At 43.2% G+C, this 19,921-nt stretch carries 15 protein-coding genes; 7 read left to right on the plus strand and 8 right to left on the minus strand.

Annotated elements, in window-relative coordinates:
• Positions 1-124: 124 nt before the first annotated feature.
• Positions 125-1,051 carry a PepSY-like domain-containing protein gene (locus MUCPA_RS07800; protein WP_040625783.1) on the minus strand — a complete coding sequence of 309 codons (927 nt, stop codon included), beginning with the start codon at positions 1,049-1,051 and terminating at the stop codon, positions 125-127.
• A gap of 208 nt (positions 1,052-1,259) precedes the next feature.
• Between MUCPA_RS07800 and MUCPA_RS07805 the strand changes: the two genes are divergently transcribed.
• Together MUCPA_RS07805 and MUCPA_RS07810 are read left to right on the plus strand one after the other, a co-directional pair.
• Complete coding sequence (locus MUCPA_RS07805) at positions 1,260-2,303, plus strand: acyltransferase (protein WP_157543840.1); 1,044 nt, start codon at positions 1,260-1,262, stop codon at positions 2,301-2,303.
• Between the two features lie 12 nt (positions 2,304-2,315).
• On the plus strand, positions 2,316-3,137 hold the full coding sequence (locus tag MUCPA_RS07810; RefSeq protein WP_008505602.1) for a maleylpyruvate isomerase N-terminal domain-containing protein: 822 nt from the start codon (positions 2,316-2,318) through the stop codon (positions 3,135-3,137).
• Positions 3,138-3,140: 3 nt separating this feature from the next.
• Here the strand turns inward: MUCPA_RS07810 and MUCPA_RS07815 are convergent, their stop codons facing one another.
• A complete protein-coding gene (locus tag MUCPA_RS07815; protein ID WP_008505603.1) occupies positions 3,141-4,472 on the minus strand; it encodes a right-handed parallel beta-helix repeat-containing protein in 1,332 nt (443 codons plus the stop codon).
• A gap of 199 nt (positions 4,473-4,671) precedes the next feature.
• On the opposite strand from MUCPA_RS07815, the gene MUCPA_RS07820 reads away from it, so the two are divergent.
• On the plus strand, positions 4,672-5,619 hold the full coding sequence (locus tag MUCPA_RS07820) for a UTP--glucose-1-phosphate uridylyltransferase (protein ID WP_008505605.1): 948 nt from the start codon (positions 4,672-4,674) through the stop codon (positions 5,617-5,619).
• 49 nt (positions 5,620-5,668) lie between these two features.
• On the plus strand, positions 5,669-9,004 hold the full coding sequence (locus MUCPA_RS07825) for a UTP--glucose-1-phosphate uridylyltransferase (RefSeq protein WP_008505606.1): 3,336 nt from the start codon (positions 5,669-5,671) through the stop codon (positions 9,002-9,004).
• A 187-nt stretch (positions 9,005-9,191) separates the two neighbouring features.
• On the opposite strand, the gene MUCPA_RS35800 is transcribed toward MUCPA_RS07825, so the two are convergent.
• The 3 genes from MUCPA_RS35800 to MUCPA_RS07840 form a co-directional block, all read right to left on the minus strand.
• Positions 9,192-10,658: a PAS domain S-box protein gene (locus tag MUCPA_RS35800; RefSeq protein ID WP_008505608.1), complete on the minus strand. Its 1,467-nt coding sequence runs from the start codon at positions 10,656-10,658 to the stop codon at positions 9,192-9,194.
• A 186-nt stretch (positions 10,659-10,844) separates the two neighbouring features.
• Positions 10,845-12,464, minus strand: coding sequence for a carboxypeptidase-like regulatory domain-containing protein (locus MUCPA_RS07835; RefSeq protein WP_008505610.1), 1,620 nt, complete (start codon positions 12,462-12,464; stop codon positions 10,845-10,847).
• A complete protein-coding gene (locus tag MUCPA_RS07840; protein ID WP_008505611.1) occupies positions 12,454-13,026 on the minus strand; it encodes an RNA polymerase sigma factor in 573 nt (190 codons plus the stop codon). Before MUCPA_RS07840 ends, MUCPA_RS07835 begins: the two co-directional genes overlap by 11 nt.
• 1,169 nt (positions 13,027-14,195) lie before the next feature.
• On the opposite strand from MUCPA_RS07840, the gene MUCPA_RS07845 reads away from it, so the two are divergent.
• Positions 14,196-14,837 carry a hypothetical protein gene (locus MUCPA_RS07845; protein ID WP_008505612.1) on the plus strand — a complete coding sequence of 214 codons (642 nt, stop codon included), beginning with the start codon at positions 14,196-14,198 and terminating at the stop codon, positions 14,835-14,837.
• 37 nt (positions 14,838-14,874) lie between these two features.
• On the opposite strand, the gene MUCPA_RS07850 is transcribed toward MUCPA_RS07845, so the two are convergent.
• Both MUCPA_RS07850 and tilS read right to left on the minus strand, forming a co-directional pair.
• Entirely contained in the window at positions 14,875-15,357 is a 483-nt protein-coding gene (locus MUCPA_RS07850) for a hypothetical protein (RefSeq protein WP_008505613.1), read from the minus strand.
• Complete coding sequence (tilS, locus tag MUCPA_RS07855; RefSeq protein ID WP_008505615.1) at positions 15,354-16,691, minus strand: tRNA lysidine(34) synthetase TilS; 1,338 nt, start codon at positions 16,689-16,691, stop codon at positions 15,354-15,356. The genes MUCPA_RS07850 and tilS overlap by 4 nt, the downstream gene beginning before the upstream one ends.
• A 52-nt stretch (positions 16,692-16,743) precedes the next feature.
• Between tilS and MUCPA_RS07860 the strand changes: the two genes are divergently transcribed.
• Both MUCPA_RS07860 and MUCPA_RS07865 read left to right on the plus strand, forming a co-directional pair.
• A complete protein-coding gene (locus tag MUCPA_RS07860; protein ID WP_050982045.1) occupies positions 16,744-19,122 on the plus strand; it encodes an OstA-like protein in 2,379 nt (792 codons plus the stop codon).
• Between the two features lies 1 nt (position 19,123).
• Positions 19,124-19,465 (plus strand): cupin domain-containing protein, encoded by a 342-nt coding sequence (locus MUCPA_RS07865; RefSeq protein ID WP_008505617.1) that lies wholly within the window; start codon positions 19,124-19,126, stop codon positions 19,463-19,465.
• A 9-nt stretch (positions 19,466-19,474) separates the two neighbouring features.
• Here MUCPA_RS07865 and MUCPA_RS07870 read toward each other — a convergent pair whose 3' ends face one another.
• Positions 19,475-19,906 carry a hypothetical protein gene (locus tag MUCPA_RS07870; protein WP_040625784.1) on the minus strand — a complete coding sequence of 144 codons (432 nt, stop codon included), beginning with the start codon at positions 19,904-19,906 and terminating at the stop codon, positions 19,475-19,477.
• Between the last annotated feature and the right edge of the window lie 15 nt (positions 19,907-19,921).

A 19,921-nucleotide genomic window follows, 5' to 3' on the forward strand; every position in this document is an offset into this window, starting at 1 on the left:
AAGGGCAATTCTCAATTTAAGAATTGCCCTTTTTGATTAGTGATTAATTCTTTTCAGAATTTTATTTGGTAGCCATTGGCCAAAATTGACCTGCGATGTAGCCTCTTTTAACTAACGTATCAAATTATCTGATCACGATATTTTTAACAAATTTTCCTGTGGCATCAAATTCTACTGCGTGCCTTGTGCCGTTCACGTTTATAAATACATCATAAGCCAATACCGTAGTACCAGAACGTTCGGCGAAGGCTTTGTCGAACACATAACCCGGAAATGTTGCGGTTAAATAGGTGGTAATAGCCGGAAGCAAGGCACTCTGAGCAACGGCAACATGGTTGTTAGGGTGCGGATAGATTTGTATGCGCTTAATTAAAGTGCCACTCGCGGTGAGCGCTGTTGCGAATAACCCTTTATTGGCACTGATAACTACGTAGCTCCCATCCAGATTAACAGCAGCATGTAGCAGCGTATCTGTTGGATAATTGGTGGTAAAATAAGCCTTAACAGCTGAAGGAAGAGCGGAGATTGCAACAGTGTCCAGATGCTTGCCATCACGATCACCAAAACGGCCTCCTTCGTGCCATCCCTGCCCACCAAGGTCACGGCCTTCGCATTGCTCATATACCAAAACAAAGTTGCCGCTGGCATCAAATTTTAAGCCAACAGGTTTGCCGTTAAACAATATCACCACGGCGTAACTATCTGTTACCCCGGCAGAGGTGCTGATTTTGAATGCTTTTAAAAAAGTGTATCCCGAATAGTTGGCTGTTAAGTAAGTACCAATTGCCGCAGGTAAACTGGCAAAAGTTACCGAATCCTTAGTTAAGCCTGTAGTGTAGGCGTGAACAATATAAATCGCATCGGTAGCCACGGTTCCGGTAGAAGCGGTAGATGCAGCAACCAGGATAGCCCCATTTGCAACAACAAGTTGACTTGTGCTTGTGGTTTTATCAGTACTGCTTGCCACGCCTGATTTTTGGCAGGATGAAAATGCAGTTAAAGCCAAAAGCCCAGCTAACAATAAACAATTGAGTTTTGTAAGTTTTTTCATGATGTTTAAGAATTTAATTGACAGTTAATCAGGTTAAAAAGGTTTATAATTACAATATAAAATTAAGCTCGAAAGATGAAATCAAAATGAAATTTGAGATGAAAATAATTACTGTCGGCAAATTCCCCTGTAGTAGGATTTCGGTTTATAATGTTACTTTTAAAAAAATTTGATTAAAAGCTTAAATGGCTGCCACCAACGCAATACTATGTCGTTCAGTAAACCGCAAAATTTAGATTGGATCAATAATTTGAGGCTGATAGCTTTATTTGCTGTTGTAGTGTTACATACAACATCGCCCGTGCTTGAACTTTATAATAAAGGCCCGTTAACATTATGGCTCGTTGGCGATTTTTACAACAGCCTGGTACGTTTTGCTGTTCCGGTTTTTGTGATGATCAGCGGGGCGCTTTTGCTTCACCGTGAATACGAGTTAGGGAGCTTTTTAAAAAAACGCCTGGTCAGGATCGTCATTCCTTTTCTATTCTGGAGCCTGATCTACATCGGCTACGAATTTTATAACGAAGATTTAGTTTATAACGGCGACACATGGGTAACCACCCGACAGGTTTTACATCTGCTTAAAATTGGCAGCTCATACCACCTATGGTATGTTTACATGCTGATAGGCCTCTACCTGTTTGTGCCGGTTATCAGCAAATTTGTACGCAATGCCACAGAACATGAGATCCGTTATTTCTTAATTGTTTGGTTGCTGGTTATGGTATTAAGCCAGCCCTATATGCTCAGGTTTAAACCACAAATTGATGTACGCTATTTTGAGGGCTTTATTGGCTACCTGGTATTGGGCCATTACCTGGCCTTTATGCCTTTACCACGTAAGCGTTTAGCCTGGTGGTGTATTTTATTTTTTGCTTGCCTGGCAATAATCAGTATAGGTACTTATATGCTTTTCAGGCATTACAACGGCATTAGTACTTTACTTTATGAGCCATTAAGCCCATCAATCCTATTGATATCAGTAAGTGTGTTTATGATAGCCCGTATATATCAGCCTGAAGCGGCGCCGTTTTTAATAAGAATACGCAACTTTGCCGGCAAATACAACTATGGTATTTATTTAAGCCATGCCCTGGTGCTCACTTTACTGAGCGATATGGCAGATATCAATTATAAGCTTTTCAATCCTGTTTTCAGCATCCCATTAGTAGCACTGGTATGCTTCGTGTTATCCTTACTGTTGGTATTCATTGTTAACAAAATCCCGTTGGGGAAATATATTTCGGGATAAACCTGTTATAATATGATTTTGACCGCGCCACTTTTTCCCATACTTGACCAAAAGCTGATTGAATTATTGAGATCGCTTACAGCGGATGAATGGAATAAAAAAACCATTGCCGGCACATGGACAGTTAAAGATGTTGCCTCGCATTTACTCGACACGGCTATCCGGACCTTATCTATGGGCCGCGACCGGCACGTGTTGCTTCCGGACAGGGAAATCAATTCATACCAAAGCCTGGTTGGCTATCTAAATCACCTTAATGCAGAATGGGTAGCGGCTACCCAAAGGCTAAGCCCTACCCTACTAACGGAATTGCTCGACATTACCGGCAAACAATATTCCGACTATATAGCCACCTTGAATATGGATATTGATGCCCCAATTCCGGTGGCCTGGGCTGGCGAAACAGTATCTAAAAACTGGTTCCACATCGCCCGCGACTATACCGAAAGGTGGCACCACCAACAGCAGATAAGAGATGCCGTTAATAAACCGGGCATCATGACGGCCCAGCTATTTTACCCGGTTATGAATACCTTTATGCATGGCCTGCCCTATACCTATCGTAATATAACGGCCGAAAACAACACAATGATCAAAATCACCATCTGCACAGCCATCGGGGGCGATTGGTTCCTGAAACGGCAATCTGCCGGTTGGGAACTCGGTAAATCAACACCAGATGCTATCGCATCAGCATTGGTTATCCCACCGGATATAGCCTGGAAATTATTCACCAAAGGCCTTAAGCCAGAGGCTGCGTTACCCTATATTACCATAACAGGCGATAGAGCCCTGACCCTACCCGCCCTAAACCTTGTTGCGGTAATGGCTTAATAACTATTTAGATGCGTTGCCAAGTTCAAAGCAGCCTAAATCGGGCGCCAAACCCTTGTAAGGGTAACCGATATCAATGCCTTTATCAACAAATTTGCTTTGTGGCTTTAATTTCATCAAACTAATATTGGGTAAGCTGCCATCTGCCTGTCGTGGCGCTGTTAGCTGGGTTTCGTCGAGGCTTAAAAAATCATCATCGGTGGCCTGCAGGTTCATATCAAAATAGTTATGGCTCAAATCGCATCTGGCAGCATCCAGGTTTTGCACTTCTTTACCACCCTTGTAACCTAAATTATTCCGCATTTTATGATCATACCCCGGCACATCGGTTATATTATCTTTCAACCTGTTAAGCATGTTAAAGTTGATGCCATTCCGATAGGCGGTATTGTTAAACCAATCGCTCCCATTAATATGATGGTTGGAATAAAAGCCGCTGGCTTTGTTGTGCACCGCTAAACAAAACCTTACGGTGGTGCGCGGTACCGGCACCGGAATTTCATCCGCAGGGCGTTTTCCGTATCCTCCGCCTTTAAAGCCATTGCCGTCGCCCGCGCTTTTAAAATCGGATGAAAAACCGTTATAAAAGGCCCAGCAGTTTTCAAACGTGGTAGACTCGTGAGAGTTGATCACGTCGTAACCGTCATCGCTGTTAAACCAAGCCCGGCAACCTCTAAAAATATTGCCTTTGCTGCCTTGCGATGGGTGGCAACCAAAGCCATCCGTATTACCGCCACGCCCGTTTTCCGAAAAATTATCAAAATTGCGGTAAGCATCACAATTCAAAACAAGGTTATTAGAGCCGGATAACAGGTAAAACCCAATGGCCATTCCGTCGTGCATACTCAGCATCTCGTAAATATTATCGCTACCATGGTTTTCAAAACATTCCGATTGTGTATGGTTTTTAATGGTTACCTGCACACCGATAACCTCGAGCCCTTTAATATGGATAAAGGAGCCATAAACGTTAAAGGCTATTACCCGGTAGTTAGCAGGCTTAACATCAGCATAATCAAAAACAGGCTTTTCATCCTGATATGCCCAGTAGTTAATCCGCTTGCCGGGCAGCCCGCTTTTATCAAGGTAAGTAACGCTGGCAAACAATCGCTCCTTTTTTGCAATCCGGGTTTCGCTCATGCGGTAAATGCCACCGCGGATATATACCGTATCGCCGGGGCTAACCATTTCCTGCGCCTTTTGAATGGTAGCAAAGGGTTTGCCAATGCTACCTGTATTGGCGTTATCTCCGTTAACAGCTACGTAATAAACCGATGCCAATACCGGCGAAAACGGTGACAAAAAAAGCAACGCAAACAGTTTAATGTTTTTCATGGAATAGTGTTGAACAAAATAAGTCGATTAACTGGTTCAAGTAAATATCATGCATACCATTTAATTCGGCATCCTGCATCATCCTGTTCATTAACAACCAGAAATTTTGGCGATTTATATGCCGAGGTAACAAAACGTTGTATAATTATATGCAATCGCTTGCAATTTCTTTATAAATTTAGACCATTAAATTATAAAGATGAAAATCAAAAAAGGGGTGATTACTGCAGCAGCCCGCGGACAAAGATTGTACCCGGTTGCAGATACTATTCAAAAGGCGATGTTGCCGGTTATTGATATTGACGGCTTACATAAACCGGTGATACAAATTATTGCCGAAGAAGCTTTTGCCAGCGGAATAGAAGAGCTGTGCATTATTTGCGCCCCGGGCGATGGTGAAAAATATGTTAACGCCTTTAAATCACTGCGTGATAACCTGATCGGCTCTTACCAGGGTATTGATTGGGCGGATAAACAAGCCGCAGCCATAGACCACCTATTAAGCCATGTGCAGTTTATTGAGCAAAAAGAACCCCTGGGCTATGGCCATGCGGTTTATTGCGCCAAAGAATTTGTAAATGATGAGCCCTTTTTATTATTGCTGGGCGATTACCTATACATCTCTAACTTGCAACAAAAACGTTGCACCACTCAACTGATAGAATTGGCTTCGCAAGAGAACTGCTCTGTATCAGCTGTTAACCCCACCATTGAGCACCAGATCAATCGCTACGGAACCCTTACAGGCAAACAGGTATCCAACAGCAGCGGGGTATATGAAATAGAAAAGATTATCGAGAAACCATCATTAAGTTTAGCCGAGCTGGAGCTTTTAACGCCGGGCCTTAGGGTGGGCTACTATTTATGCTTTTTTGGGATGCACGTTTTCACACCGGCTATTTTTGACATTTTGCAAAAACAAATGGAAGAAGAAAACAATTATTTGCTTACTCCAGCCTTGCAGGAACTGGCATTAACCGATAAGTATCTGGCACTTGAGGTAAAGGGTAAGCGTTATGACCTGAGTCGTAAAAATGGAATTTTAAGAGCGCAGATTGCTTTAGGTTTGGCAGGCGATGCACACGACGAAACCTTAAATACGTTAGTAGAAGCTTTGGCCGAAGCCAACCAGCATCAATTTAATTAAGATCCTCTTATTAATTCCACATTCCTAAAAACCCGAAAGAAAAGGCTGCATGAACCCATTTATAGAAACAATCACATCTACCGACCCCGATAAACGTAACCGTTCATTTTATCAGATCGGCAGTCAATTTAGCGGTAAAGATCTGCTGAAGGCACTGCTTGAGCTGGAACAGTTCCGCAAATCAACGCCTAATTTATATGATAAGGTAAGGGCCATTTTGTTTTTGTACGCGGGATTCAGGTTTTTCTTGTTAAAGTCTGCCGATACACCTCCCACCGGTAAAATTCCTTATCACGGTTTTGAAGACCTGCTGGCACGACGGTTTGAACATGCTATTGGCGTGTTTTTAAAAGATTTAGAACAAAAAGGCCCGAGCGCTACACTTTATAGCGCGCTGGCCGAAGCCTACCATAACCTCTCGTTCCAGATTTTGGCGGCACAGGTGCGTAAAAGTGTTCGGTCGAGCAAAGGCAACCAGTGGATGTTCCGTGTGGGGCACCAGGACGAGCACCCCATACAGATCCATAGCGAACTTTTGAAGTTGAAAGAGGGATCGATGTTCTATCCTGTTTTACACGAAAATACATCCGTGCGCATGGACCTGACGCATAGCGGATGGTCGGATATATTTTTTCTGGGGATGGATTATCCCGAGGGTGCCCGTGTTGTTAATTTATCGATAGATCTGGGTGTGTTTGGGCGTGATAAGGATATCCGCCCCCCGCTCCATAGCTATCTTAGGGTAATTACCGAACCGGTTATCCGGGTGACAAGCATCGACCTGGACACTACCAAAGATATTCAAGACCTGGCCGACCTGTTCAACTTCGGGAACGATTACCTCAGCTTAATCAAAGCCGGTATTATCGCCTCTGGCTTTATCCCGCCGTCGTTCGAAGGCACCAATCAATCTTTACCCGAAATATTGGCCCGCATTATAGCACCGGGGATGGGTATTGAACTGGTTACCCGCGTAAATGATATCCCTAAAGGCTCACGTTTTGCGGTATCAACCAATTTGCTCGGCTCTATCATCAGCCTGTTAATGCGGGCCACCCGCCAAACGCAAAGCCTGGAAGGCGGCCTGCTTGAAAGCGAAAGGCGACTGGTAGCATCGCGCGCTATTCTGGGCGAATGGATAGGCGGCTCTGGCGGCGGTTGGCAGGATTCGGGCGGCGTATGGCCAGGTATCAAATCTATCCAGGGTACGTTCGCGCAGGCAGGCGATCCGGAATTCGGCATCAGTAAAGGCACCTTGCTACCGCGCCACCATATTTTAACAGGCGACGAGGTTGGCCCCGAGATGGAAGAAAAGATTATGAACTCGCTGGTGCTGATGCATGGCGGCATGGCATCAAACGTAGGCCCGATACTGGAAATGGTGACGGAAAAATATTTGCTGCGCGGCGAAAACGAATGGCAGGCCCGGCAGCAAACCAACCAAATTTTTGATAACATATTGGCCGCCATAAAAGATGGCGACATCCAAAAGTTAGCTACCAATACAGAAAATAATTTTAACGGCCCCATCAAAACCATTATCCCCTGGGCCACAACGTATTTTACCGAGCAGATCATCGCGAAAGCAAAAAAAGAATTTGGCGAAAATTATTATGGCTTTTTGATGCTGGGCGGTATGTCTGGCGGTGGTATGGGCATGTTTGTTAACCCGGATAACTTCCAGGAATATAAGGGTGCCGTACTGGATATTTTGCAAAACACCAAAAATGAGCTGTCGGCCTCACTGCCGTTTGCTATGCAGCCGGTAGTTTACAACTGGAGCATTAATAAAAAAGGTACCTGGGGAACACTGTTAACAGGCAGCGAAGCGTTAATGCCCGAGCAATATTATGCGATACACGTATCTGAACTGGTGCGGAAAGATCCGGCGACGATAGCATATATCCGCCGGGCGGAGATTGACCAGTTTACCACCTACTGCGAAAAGAATAACCTGGCCTACCCCCTGCTGCGTACCATCATCAGCAATTTGTTTAAGGTTTCCGACCCTTCATCACAAAATAACCGTGGTGCCGAGGATATCAAGGCAGCCAATATTAAAAAAGAAAACGGCTTTGACCATATTCAGCACGAGGAGATCCGCGAGCAATTGCAAAAAGGACAAATCAGTTTATTACATAACCGGCTACCAGTAGAAACATCTATTGAAGATGTTTTGGAAGATGATGTGATTGATTACGAATACCTGGATCCATGCATCGAAACTGGTGAAATAGCGATAAGGAATGGCCAGGTAGCCGTAATGAGCCTGGCTGCAGGTGTTGGCAGCCGCTGGACCAAAGGCGCCGGGGTAATTAAGGCGCTTAACCCCTTTGTTGTGCTGGATGGTACCCACAGAAGCTTTTTAGAGATCCACATTGCTAAAACCCGCAAAGTGGCCTGGAACTACCAGGCCGAAATACCACATATTGTAGCTACCAGCTATTTAACGCACGAAGCTATCCGTAAAAAACTGCAACAAACCGACAATTACGGCTATACCGGTGAGGTATTGCTATCGGAAGGGCGTTCCATAGGTCAGCGCTATGTGCCTACCGAGCGCGACCTGCGTTTTATGTGGGAAGAAATGCCGCAGGAACTGCTGGACGACAATAAACAGAAAGTACGCGACTCGGTTCGGGCGAGCATGATTAACTGGGCAAAAGCCAAGGGCGAAGGCACCGACTATGTAGACAACATTGCCGCACAACGTTTTTCGCCGTTAGGGCATTGGTACGAGGTTTCAAACCTGTTACGTAACGGAACATTGGCCCAGCTACTCAAAACCAACCCTCAGGTTGAAACTTTGATGTTGCATAATATTGATACCCTTGGCGCAGATGTTGACCCTGCAGCCCTGGGTTACCACCTGGAAGCCGGCAACGTACTTACCTTTGAGGTGATACCGCGGCGCATTGAAGATCAGGGTGGCGGCCTGGCGCGTGTTAACGGCCATGTACGCCTGATGGAAGGCCTTGCCCAGCCACGCGAAGAAGATGAGCTGAATTTAAGCTACTACAACTCCATGACCACCTGGATACAGATAGACCCGCTGCTGAAACTGTTTGGCCTAACGCGGGAGGACCTGCAACAAGGTGACGAGGCCGCCTTAGCCAAGGCTGTACGCAGCATGGCCCAACGAATACCAACCTATGTAACCATAAAGGATGTAAAATACCGCTGGGGCCATGGGCAGGAAGATATTTACCCGGTTGCGCAAATAGAAAAGCTTTGGAGCGATATGTCGTCGTTAACCAACATCAAATGCGGTTATATTGTAGTGCCGCGTTTTAGAGGACAGCAGATGAAAGATCCTGCCCAGTTGGATTCGTGGGTTACCGATGGCGGCAAGGATTACGTAGCGGAGCTATGCGTGTTTGATTAAGCCATTAACAGCAAAACCGTGCGTATTTGGTATAGAGGCCGATTCCATTTCCCTGCTAAATTTGGCGAGACAGGCCAATGGAACAAGCTGCTGCCAGTTTTGAGGTTATTGCAGGTATACTAATGGGTGAATTTGAATTTGCCAAGGCTTTAACAACAACGGCCCAGGCCTTAGTTTGAGCGTTGTTTTACATGAGCAATTTTTCGGCTGTCAGGTCTTTAGTTACCTTAACAAATCCAATTACTTCGCTCTTGCTATTGTGTATCGAGGTGATCACTACCGATCCCCAGAACTTGCTGCCGTCCATTTTTAACCGCCAACCTTCATGATGGGCTCTGCCCTGTAACCTTGCCTGTTCCAGGAGTAGTTCGGGCAATTTCTGCTGCCGGTCCTCTTCGGGATAAAAAACTGTGAAATTTTTCCCAATAATGGCTTCAGCCGGGTAGCCTTTAATTTTTTGTGCTCCCTTATTCCATTTCTCAATATTGCCGCTCGCATCAAGCAGGATAATTGCATAATCCTCTATTTCCTCTATCATATTTTTAAGGCGCTCTTCGGCTACATCAAGCGAGAGCTGTGTTTCTTTAATATCAGAAAGATCTCGTGTAACTTTTGTAAAACCAATCACATCTCCCGAATCATTATGAATTGCCGTAACAACCACTCTCGCCCAGAATTCTGAACCATCCTTACGCACGCGATAGCCCTCCGAGCGGCAAGCTCCATCTTTACATGCTATTGTTTTTGCCGGTAGCCCGTCCAACCGATCTTTATGGGAATAAAATACATTAAAATTCTTCCCTATGATTTCGGTAGCGGTATAACCTTTAATTTTTTCTGCCCCTTTATTCCAATTCTCAATAATACCGTCCTTGTCCAGCAAAATAATCGCATAATCTTCTACCTCGTCTAACATCTTGTTGAACCGGATTAAGCGAATATCTTTTTCGGCAGTAGACTCGGTGATGATCGCCCTTACCTCTTCATCTAATTGTTCTGCCGCAATACCTATCATATCAATCCATTTTTCATCCGGCTTCACTATACCCTCTTTTACTAAGTTAACTAAGCCCATAACAGATGATAATGGCTGCCGTATTTGATGCGACTGCATATATGCAATTTTCCTGAGGGCATCATTCTTTGCATTTATTTCCTCAATTTGTGAAAAAAGTTGCCCACGATTAAACTCCAGCTCCATCAAGTAAATAACCTGCCTGGACAGGGCAGTCAAAGCTTTTTGCTGTAGATTGGTTAAATTATTGGGCTTAAAATCAAATAAACACAGGGTCCCAATTTTGTGTCCGTTACTTAAAATAAGCGGTGCACCGGCGTAAAAACGCACCTTCGGAAACACATGAACCAAGGAATTTTGATCAAATCTTTCATCCGCAGTGGCATCAGGTATAATTAACAATTCATCTTGCTGTATCCCGTATTGGCAAAACGAGCTTGCTCTATCGGCTTCGCCTGTTTCAAAGCCAGTTGCCATTTTTATCCAATTGGTTTCATTATCCAGCAAAGTAATTAACGATATAGGTTTATCGCAAAGCTGCGACGCCAGATCAGTAATATCCTGGTATTCTCTGGACTTGTAAAAATCAAAATCAAGAAATTTATGAACTTCTTTTAAGCGGATAATTTCGTCATGCATTTTTAATATTTAGGATTTAATCGATTCAAAATCAAAGGCAAATCTATTGAGCGTCTATACAAAAAAACTGCCAAAACGCTGCCGGTTTAATACCCTTGCAATTCAAGTTTAAATCTAAATCAACACAACCCGGTGTTTATTTCATCATCAGAAAAACATTTATTGGTCCTCGCCACCCTGTGGCTGCTACTGATGGAAGTTAATTTTCAGCTTAATCTCTTTACCCGGATTATCTTGATCATTAACCCATTTTGAGCCATTCTTCAGGATATTAATGGCCCGTTGGTTAGCATCATCTGTTAAACCCTTAATTACCCTAACGTTAGTAATATTGCCACTGGCATCAATAATAAAACCCAGTTTAACTTTGCCCGCTTTAGCTACGGGCGCCACGGTTTGTGCTTTTAGATATTGCTTGTAGGCATCCCAACCGATGGCCGGCCGGGCATCTTCCGGCAGTACATCCTCCGGTTTACGCTGGGTACCGTAGCCAACAACGACAACCTCACTAAGGGCATGCATTGCCGGATCCAACGCAATTTTTAAATCGTCCTTATCTTTAACCTTAACATATTGATTTTCATACCCTATAAAGGCAATGTTCAATATGTCTTTTGGAGCTGCCGTAATTTTAAAATTGCCATCAACATCGGTTGTGGTACTTACTGATTTGCCTGCTACTGCTATTGTTACTCCGGGTAAGGGCTGGCCATCGTGTTTATCAACCACCCTTCCTGTAATCACAAGCGGTATTTTTGCTTCCTTTAATCTTTTATTGGAAATATTCACACCCGCTACCCGCCCCGCTAATGCCTGGGTAATGGAGGTATCCGGCTTATTAAAATTTACAGGGTTTATAGTAGTAGCGGCACTGGCTGTTATTATAGTCTTCTTTTGGGATCGATAGCCTATAATATTCACATCGTTTGAGGCCAATAAACCTTTTTTTGTTTCAATTAAAATTACGCCATTGGCAGCCCTTGAACCATACAAAGCTGTGGCCGAAGCATCTTTCAAAACGTTAATGCTTTTGATATCGTCAGGTTTGATAGAACTCATTTTAAGGCTATCTACCATGATGCCATCAACAACATAGAGAGGTTCCTTCCCCCGTATTGTTCCTACTCCCCTCACCACCATTTTAGACAAAGGGTCGTCTCCCTTCCTTTTTAACTTAGCTTGTGCATTACCAAAAACTAAATTAGGCTGTGCCTTTCCATAATAACCAAACCTTTCAACGTCCTTGTCCTTTTCGGCACCCGTATCTTTATGAATAGCTACTGATAACAATGCAACAGTATCTGCTTTGATGGATTGATCTGAAATTGTAGCCGACGGAATAGTAGATTTAGCATGCCTTTGGCTTAATTTAGCCAACTGGTTAGCATTGAGTGATGGCCCGGCGGGTTTAACAACAGGCAAAGGTAGATCTGCCCTTACTTTATCAGGCTGTTTTTTAACGGGTTGATGATTTAAAACGACAGTTTGTCCGGGCCGTTCACGCATCAGCCACCAGCCGCCGATAGTTAGGGCGATTAGTAACGAGGCAGCAATAGGCAATAACTTCCACAACGGGATGGTCCGCTTTTTATCCTGTTGTGTCCGCTCTTCAATTAAACGGTTAATAGCGTCCAGGTGTGGCTGATGATCCTCCTTGCTTTCAGCCTCCATTTCCATCCCCCGGATCACATCCATCAAAAACGGATCATTGTGCGCCTGCCGCTCCAAATCGTACATAGCACGGGCATCAAGCTCCCCGTTGAGGTACTTCCGTATTAGCGCTATGTCGGTTTTTTTAGTGCTCACCGTTTTTCTCCATGCAAATTTTCAAATTCCTCTTCCCGTTCTGGATATAGCTTTTAACATCGTTTAAACTGTAGCCGGTTATCTCGGTTATTTCTTTATAACACTTTTCGTTCAAAAAAAACAGATCGATACTTTGCTTTTGCGCCACAGGCAGTTTTTCCATACAAAGTTCCATAACGGTTAACCGCTTTTCTTTATTCTCTACATCCTGATGCAAATCTACCGGCAATTCCATAAATTCATCTATAGTGGTATATTCCATCTTCTTGGCCAACCGCAACTGCATCAAACAATGGTTGCGGCTCAACACATAAAGCCAGCTGCCAAATTGCTTAATTTCTCGCTTGTTAACCTTAACAATCAATTCTTCAAAAATCTGCATCACGGCATCTTTGCTCTGTTCAGCATCTTGCAGGTACCGGTAGCAAACATAGTATACCATAGATGAATAGCCCTGAAACAAGTTGCCAAGCACAGCCAGATCGCCGCTTTTGCGGTAGCGCTTCAGCAGCGTCTCGTCATTAGCCGGATCCGACTTCTTGGAGTTGTTAAACAGGTTCATTTGTCGGCATCAAATTAATTTTTTTTTATGGCTTATGGAAATTTTATGAAGATGCCTGGCAAACGCATTAAAAATGTAAGAGGAGGCACCTTACGGAGCCCAAACAAAGTTAAATTGCCAGTGTTTGCATAAATTATCGGTGAGGACACCGCCTCCAGCTGAGTAAAACAAATATTAGTGAATAACGAACAAAGCCCTTCCCGCAGCTACTAAGCGGGCCGATGTCGTAAATTAAGAATACTGATCATAGAACTAAAAACACAAGTACCGTCGCTATTCGAAGCCTCCGACTTCGAATGCTTATGTTTGTAGTCTCCGACTACAGGCTAATGCCAGTCAATGTTACTACCACCGGAGACAGCCAACATCAATAATCGTTTCCTTTTACACATAAGTTAGATGCACTTGAAGACATTTATTCAACAAAATGAATAGTGATACAACAAAGCTTTTTTACTGTAGTCGGAGACTACTGACATAGTCGTTCGGAGTCAGAGACTCCGAACAGCGAGGAGTACTGGGGGAGATTATGCACTGCATCAACGTCGCTATTCGAAGTCTCCGACTTCGAATGCCTATGCTTGTAGTCTCCGACTACAGGCTAATGCCAGTCAATGTTACTACCACCGTAGACAGCCAACATCAATAATCGTTTCCTTTTATACATAAGTTAGATGCACTTGAAGACACTTATTCAACAAAATGAATAGTGATACAACAAAGCTTTTTTACTGTAGTCGGAGACTACTGACATAGTCGTTCGGAGTCAGAGACTCCGAACAGCGAGGGCGAAGAAAAGACGGATTAGCAGTACAATAAATTTCACTTAGGCCTGAATACCTAACTGCCTGGATAAAAAGCCTCTCTGTAAAGTATTCTAAAAATCAGTCAAATATTAAATGGACGTGAGCAAACCGTAGGACGTTGATTCTCAATAGCGGCTAAAATGGGCCGGTTTGATCTTTAAATTAAGCTTGGCGTCAAATGCCCTTAACCTATATTCCCGGCTAAATATTTCTTTTGTAGAAAAACAAAGAAATAAAAGATTAAAAAATCAATCAATCAAATAATATAATCAAAAGTTAATAAATAAATTAACTAAAATGTAAAATATACGATATTATATAACAAACAGAGTTTTTATTTATTTTTGAATAAATAAAATAAATATGAAACAAAAATTATCCTTATTCATCGCTCTTACTTTGCTGTGTACTTTTAAAGTGTTTTCGCAAGGAAGTAAACAGATTTTCGAATCGCCAAAATTGAAAGAGTGTGTCAAAAATCATCATTTAGTAGCCATACTGCCCTTTGATGTAAAGATCAGTTACAAAAAACCGCCTAAAGACTTCAGCGCCGAAGCCAACAGGGACCAGGAGTTAAAAACCGGAAAAAGCATCCAGTCAGGCCTTTACACCTATTTACTAAGAAAAGCAGATAAATATACCGTAACATTTCAAGACATAGATAAAACCAATATTATGCTTAAAAAACTTAAGCTAATTGACAGCCTGGACTCTCATACCAAAGACGATATCGCTAAGGCATTAGGAGTAGATGCGGTAATATTCGGCCGTTATGATGAGCAATCCACAAGAACACAGGCAGCGGCAATTGCAACAGCAGTATTGTTTGGTTTTGGAGGAAAAACGGGTGACTCATCTTTCACCATGTCGATAGGAAATGGCGCCGATGGCGAATTATTATGGAGATATTATAAAAAGATGAACGAAGGCATGTTCACCTCGTCAGAAGATGTGATGGAGCAGCAGATGAAAAAATTAGCCAGAAATTTCCCTTATTCAAAATAATAAAATGAAGCAGTTCCTTCCCAACGGTGGGAGCTGCTTATCTATTCATCTCTTCTTTAATGGCTCTTTCCAACTCATTAACATGTTGCGAGCCTATAATATACACTAAACCATCACGGTCGGTTAAATGCACGGCGTCATTGCCGGAGGTAAAAAAGCGTATAGTCCCTTTTTTATGCAGGTTATAAACCGGGTTATTAAATAAATACCGGCTGTAAGTTCCCTTTTCAACTTTCACAATACTGTTCAGGTCTATCTTAACCAAACGAGTTGTCCATAAACCATCCAGGATGATGCTTTTGTTTTTTACGCTGGTGCGGAAATGAAGCAGAAAGCCCATGATAACCGATATGGATAAGATGCCGAAGCCTACCACAAGCAACAAATCGCTGTTACGCTCCCTGTCGCCGGTAAAAAAATAGATGATAAAGCAAAAAATGGCCAATACAAGGCGTATGGTAATAGGTATCCATTCGCGCCCCAGGTATTGTTTCTCCATGAAAACAGGTTTGTCGCTCATAAATTCAACTTGTACAGTTCGAAGATAATAACTTTTTCGGTGTGTTCACTTACTTTATATCGCTCATCGGGCCGGTGGCCTGCTATCCATATCACCTCGCCGTTTCCGTTAATCAATATAGGTATCTGGTCCTTTTGATGAAGGGGGATTTTTTCGTTCACAAAAAAATCGCTTAATTTTTTTTTGCCTTTCATCCCCATAGGGCAAAAATAGTCTCCCTCCTGCCAGCTGCGTATGGTTAAAGGGAATATTAATTTGTCCGCATTTGCAGATAGCGCCATGGGGTTATCCCGTATAATCAGCGGCGAATCGTCATGAAGCAGTGTTATTTTAAATTGGCTATAATACACTTCGTGATCATTTTGATGAATTAAAACCGGGCCGGGCCGCTCACGGCGTTTACTTAAAATCAGTTTATCCCTGTCGAGCAGTAGCACAAAACCCTGAGACTCAAAAACGCGGCCCGCATGTTTATCCAGCGAAGCCATCACATCTTCAATAACCGGTTCGCTAAAACCATACGGATGGAGCAAACCATAGAGCAGCAAACGTTGTGGATATAAGCTTTTAACAGCGGAAATATGAAGATGTATCTCATCCCCAACCTGCACCATCATTTGCTGCTTTAATTGCTCCAACTGGTGGTTAAGCAATAATTCCAACTCGCGGAACCGTTCCATATTACGGTCGAAGGTTTCTTCGAGCTTCGGGTTTAACTCTTTAAGCGGTGGGATTACCTGGTGCCGTATCTTATTGCGCGCGTATTTGGACGATGCATTGGAACTATCTTCCATAAAATGCAAGCCATTTTGATCAACAATGGTGTCAATTTCGTCGCGGTTTAAAAAAAGCAAAGGCCTAACCAGGTAGCCGTTTTGGGGCAGGATGCCGTGCATACCGGCAATACCAGTACCCCGTGTTAAATTGAGCAATATAGTTTCAACCGAATCGTTCTGGTGGTGTGCAACAGCAATATAGCTATAACCATGTTCATTGCGAATTTGCTCAAACCAGGTATAGCGCAAATCGCGGGCAGCCATTTGGGTTGAAATTCCGTTTTGCCGGGCATAAGTTTGTGTATCAAAACTAATGGTATGGAACGGCACGGTTAATGCATCAGCTAATTGACTGGTAAAAGCCTGCTCGGCTTGAGCTTCATCAATCCTTAGCTGAAAATTACAATGGGCTATGCCAAAATTGAAGCCTGCCTGTTTGAGCAAATGTGCCAGTACAACCGAATCGCGGCCGCCGCTTACAGCAACAAGCAGACGGTCGTTTTGGGTAAAAAGTTGATTTTGCGCAATAAAATTTAAGAAACTTTGTACAGGCAGCATTCATCAAAATTATTTAATTTAATTACCTCAACCAAAAAACTAATTTTGCTTTGTGAATAAATATTTTTTGATCATCGTTTTATTGTGGATAACCGGTACAGCAGCCGCTCAGAAAAAGAGTTCGCCGCTGCATATTTTACGTTCGGAACGCGCCCATGGTTTGAAAAAAGACGGTGTAGATGTACTTATTACCTATAAGGCGGTTTTCCAGCAGGATAACGCCATACTCAGCTCGGATAGTGCCTATTTTTATCAAAAAGCCAACGCCTTTGATGCCTTTGGCCATGTTTTAATTACGCAAGGCGATACTTTGCATATTTATGGCGATAAACTGAACTATAACGGCAATACTAAAGTTGCCATTATGACGGATAACGTACGCATGGTTGATAAAGATGCCACCCTGACCACCAACTACCTCACCTATAGCACAGCCACCAAAATAGGCACCTACACGGGTGGCGGCAAACTGGTAAATAAAGAAAATACGCTGGTGAGTAAAAACGGCTGGTACTTTACCTCTAACCGTGATGCTTATTTTAGGTACGATGTTGTGTTGACAACTACCGACGCTATTATCAAAACCGATACCCTGAAATATAATTCGGGCTCACGTATTGCTTATTTTTTAGGCCCAACCAATATTTACGGTAAAAAAGACAAAGATACCCTGTATACCGAAAATGGCACTTACAATACCCAAACCGAGCAGGCCTTTTTTGGAAAGAATAATATGTGGAAGCAAAAAACAAAGTCGCTCAAGGGCGACAGTTTATTTTACGACCGCCTAATTGGCTATGGAAAGGCCGTAAAACACGTTACGTTTTTTGACAGCGAACAAAAAATCATTATGAAGGGCGACTTGGGCGAACACTTTAAAATAGGCGAACGCACCCTGATGACCCAGCACCCCTACGTGGTTTTTATTACCGAAGAGAAAGTCGATTCCACTAAAAAAGATTCGGCAACGGTTAAACCAGTGCCGGCTACCAACAAAAAACCAACTTTCACCGCCCCGAAGAACTCGATGCCCATTGTGGACCCTGCACAGCTCAATGCCCAACTTAAGACCATCAAAAATGTTGTCCCGCTTCCAATTTCAGATTCGCTTCAATCAAAAGCCATCAAAGCCGCTAAAACAATAAATCCTAAAACGGCAGCCGCTGTGATGGATTCTGTACAATCGAAACTAAACAAAAAGGATAAAAACAATAAACCCGCTGTGGCTAAGGCACTGGCTCCGATTACAAAGGACACCTCGCACATTAAGCGAGATTCCATCTTTATGACTGCCGATACCATTGAAACCCAGATATTAACCTATAAGGACCTCAAAGCGTTAAAAGAAGTGCGCAGGATAGCAGCCGAAAGGGCAAGAGATACTTCCATCAAAAACATACCGAGCATAGTATATAAAAAGCCGGTTAAACATTTAGATATTGTACCGTTAAGCATACCGCCCGATACTACCGTATTCCATCGTAACTATTTTAAAAACGTAGTAGTAAAAAAAGACACAACGCAACTTAAACTGGCGGCAAAACCTGTTAAAAAGCCGGCAAGGGCGGCACCTAAAAATATTGTAGTGGGTATTGATTCGGTTAACCTGACGCAAACCGTTGACCTGAGTGATACGGCAAGGGTGCGCATTTTAACCGCTGCTCATCATGCCAAGATCTTTAAGTCGGACTTGCAGGCCAAGGCCGATTCCATCTTTTTCAGCTATAGCGATTCGGTAGCCCGGATGTATGTACATCCGATGATCTGGGTTCAGGGCTCGCAGTTATCGGCAGATACCATTAACCTGCAAATGAAACATAAGCAGTTGGATAACCTGGAGATGTATCCCTCGAGCTTTATCGTCAATATTGAAAAGGGCGATTCCACACACTTTAACCAGGTGGGCGGAAAAAAAATGCGGGGCTTTTTCAGGAACAGCAAACTTTACCGCATGTTTGTTTTTGCCAATGCTGAAACCATTTATTTTGCCCGCGACAGCTTAAAGGTAACCGAGATGCACCGTACCATTAGCAGTAAAATAAGCGTGGGCTTTAAAAACAACGAGCCGCTTGATATTAAATGGTTTGTTAAGCCCGATGCCCGTTATACGGCTATAGCCAAGGTAAAGGATGATGATAAGGTATTGAAAGGTTTTTTATGGAAACCGCAGGACAGGCCGGTATCAAAGGAGTCGATCATCCCGTCGGAAAGCAATGTTCCGTCTAAAAAAACAAACGGAAAGAAAGTACCTGATAAAAAGGCATCTGCAAAACCTGGAGCAATACCAACGGTAAAACCGGTGTTGAAAACAGGTAGCGATTCGTTAAAAGTAAAAACCGATACTTTGCAGAGGTTTAAACTAAAGGCCGATTCGATTAAAACTAAAAAGGACAGCGTCAAAATAAAGAAAGACACCGTAAAAATAAAATAACATGAGCAAAGCTGCCAGCAATATTTTTCAGTTTGAAAACGAGATTGAATGGGAAGACCAGGGCAATGGCATACAACGCCAGGTGTTTGGTTACAACGATCAGATTATGTTGGTGAAGGCTAAGTTTGAAAAAGGCGCCATCGGCACCCTGCACCAGCACCCTCACACCCAGGTTACGTACGTAAGGGGCGGCGCTTTTGAAGCCACCATAGGTAGCGAGATCCGCGTGATTAAAGATGGCGACGGCTTTTATGTACCGCCCAATGTATTGCATGGGGTGGTATGCCTTGAAGCTGGTACATTGGTTGACGCCTTTACCCCCATGCGGGACGATTTTATTTAATACGGATTTTCAAAGCTTTTCCAGCTCGATAGCCTCGGGGAAATAAGTATAAAATTTACCCGATAATTGTTCGTCGGTAAACTTCACTATGGTATAGCTGCTATCAAAGCATACAATCTCGATCGCAGCATCAGGATACTGAAGATTGCCATTCATCCAGATCTGGTCATTACCTTCGGCAAAGGGCAGGTTGTTTTCATTCACCATAACTTCAACTCCGGGATGTATTCCCAATATAACACCCCACCATATTTGTAGATCGGCTTTAAGCAGCTCCGCAAATTCCTCGGGCGCCAGGATAAAATAGTCCTGATCCATATCCACCGGTATTTTATCCGAAAAGGTAGATGTATATTCCAAATCGGCCAGCAACCAGTTATAATGGCCAACATCATCCAGAATCGGTTTAAGTATCTGATCCAGATGCGTGTGATATGGCATTTTCTTACTATGTCT

Origin of the sequence: Mucilaginibacter paludis DSM 18603, from assembly GCF_000166195.2 — a bacterium.
GTDB classification, from domain to species: Bacteria; Bacteroidota; Bacteroidia; order Sphingobacteriales; family Sphingobacteriaceae; genus Mucilaginibacter; species Mucilaginibacter paludis.

What these genes read in the sequence shown, in the direction of transcription:
- MUCPA_RS07800 (WP_040625783.1), bottom strand. Translation starts at nt 1,051, where the DNA reads ATGAAAAAACTTACAAAACTCAATTGTTTATTGTTAGCTGGGCTTTTG.
- MUCPA_RS07805 (WP_157543840.1), top strand. Translation starts at nt 1,260, where the DNA reads ATGTCGTTCAGTAAACCGCAAAATTTAGATTGGATCAATAATTTGAGG.
- MUCPA_RS07810 (WP_008505602.1), top strand. Translation starts at nt 2,316, where the DNA reads ATGATTTTGACCGCGCCACTTTTTCCCATACTTGACCAAAAGCTGATT.
- MUCPA_RS07815 (WP_008505603.1), bottom strand. Translation starts at nt 4,472, where the DNA reads ATGAAAAACATTAAACTGTTTGCGTTGCTTTTTTTGTCACCGTTTTCG.
- MUCPA_RS07820 (WP_008505605.1), top strand. Translation starts at nt 4,672, where the DNA reads ATGAAAATCAAAAAAGGGGTGATTACTGCAGCAGCCCGCGGACAAAGA.
- MUCPA_RS07825 (WP_008505606.1), top strand. Translation starts at nt 5,669, where the DNA reads ATGAACCCATTTATAGAAACAATCACATCTACCGACCCCGATAAACGT.
- MUCPA_RS35800 (WP_008505608.1), bottom strand. Translation starts at nt 10,658, where the DNA reads ATGCATGACGAAATTATCCGCTTAAAAGAAGTTCATAAATTTCTTGAT.
- MUCPA_RS07840 (WP_008505611.1), bottom strand. Translation starts at nt 13,026, where the DNA reads ATGAACCTGTTTAACAACTCCAAGAAGTCGGATCCGGCTAATGACGAG.
- MUCPA_RS07845 (WP_008505612.1), top strand. Translation starts at nt 14,196, where the DNA reads ATGAAACAAAAATTATCCTTATTCATCGCTCTTACTTTGCTGTGTACT.
- MUCPA_RS07850 (WP_008505613.1), bottom strand. Translation starts at nt 15,357, where the DNA reads ATGAGCGACAAACCTGTTTTCATGGAGAAACAATACCTGGGGCGCGAA.
- tilS (WP_008505615.1), bottom strand. Translation starts at nt 16,691, where the DNA reads ATGCTGCCTGTACAAAGTTTCTTAAATTTTATTGCGCAAAATCAACTT.
- MUCPA_RS07865 (WP_008505617.1), top strand. Translation starts at nt 19,124, where the DNA reads ATGAGCAAAGCTGCCAGCAATATTTTTCAGTTTGAAAACGAGATTGAA.
- MUCPA_RS07870 (WP_040625784.1), bottom strand. Translation starts at nt 19,906, where the DNA reads ATGCCATATCACACGCATCTGGATCAGATACTTAAACCGATTCTGGAT.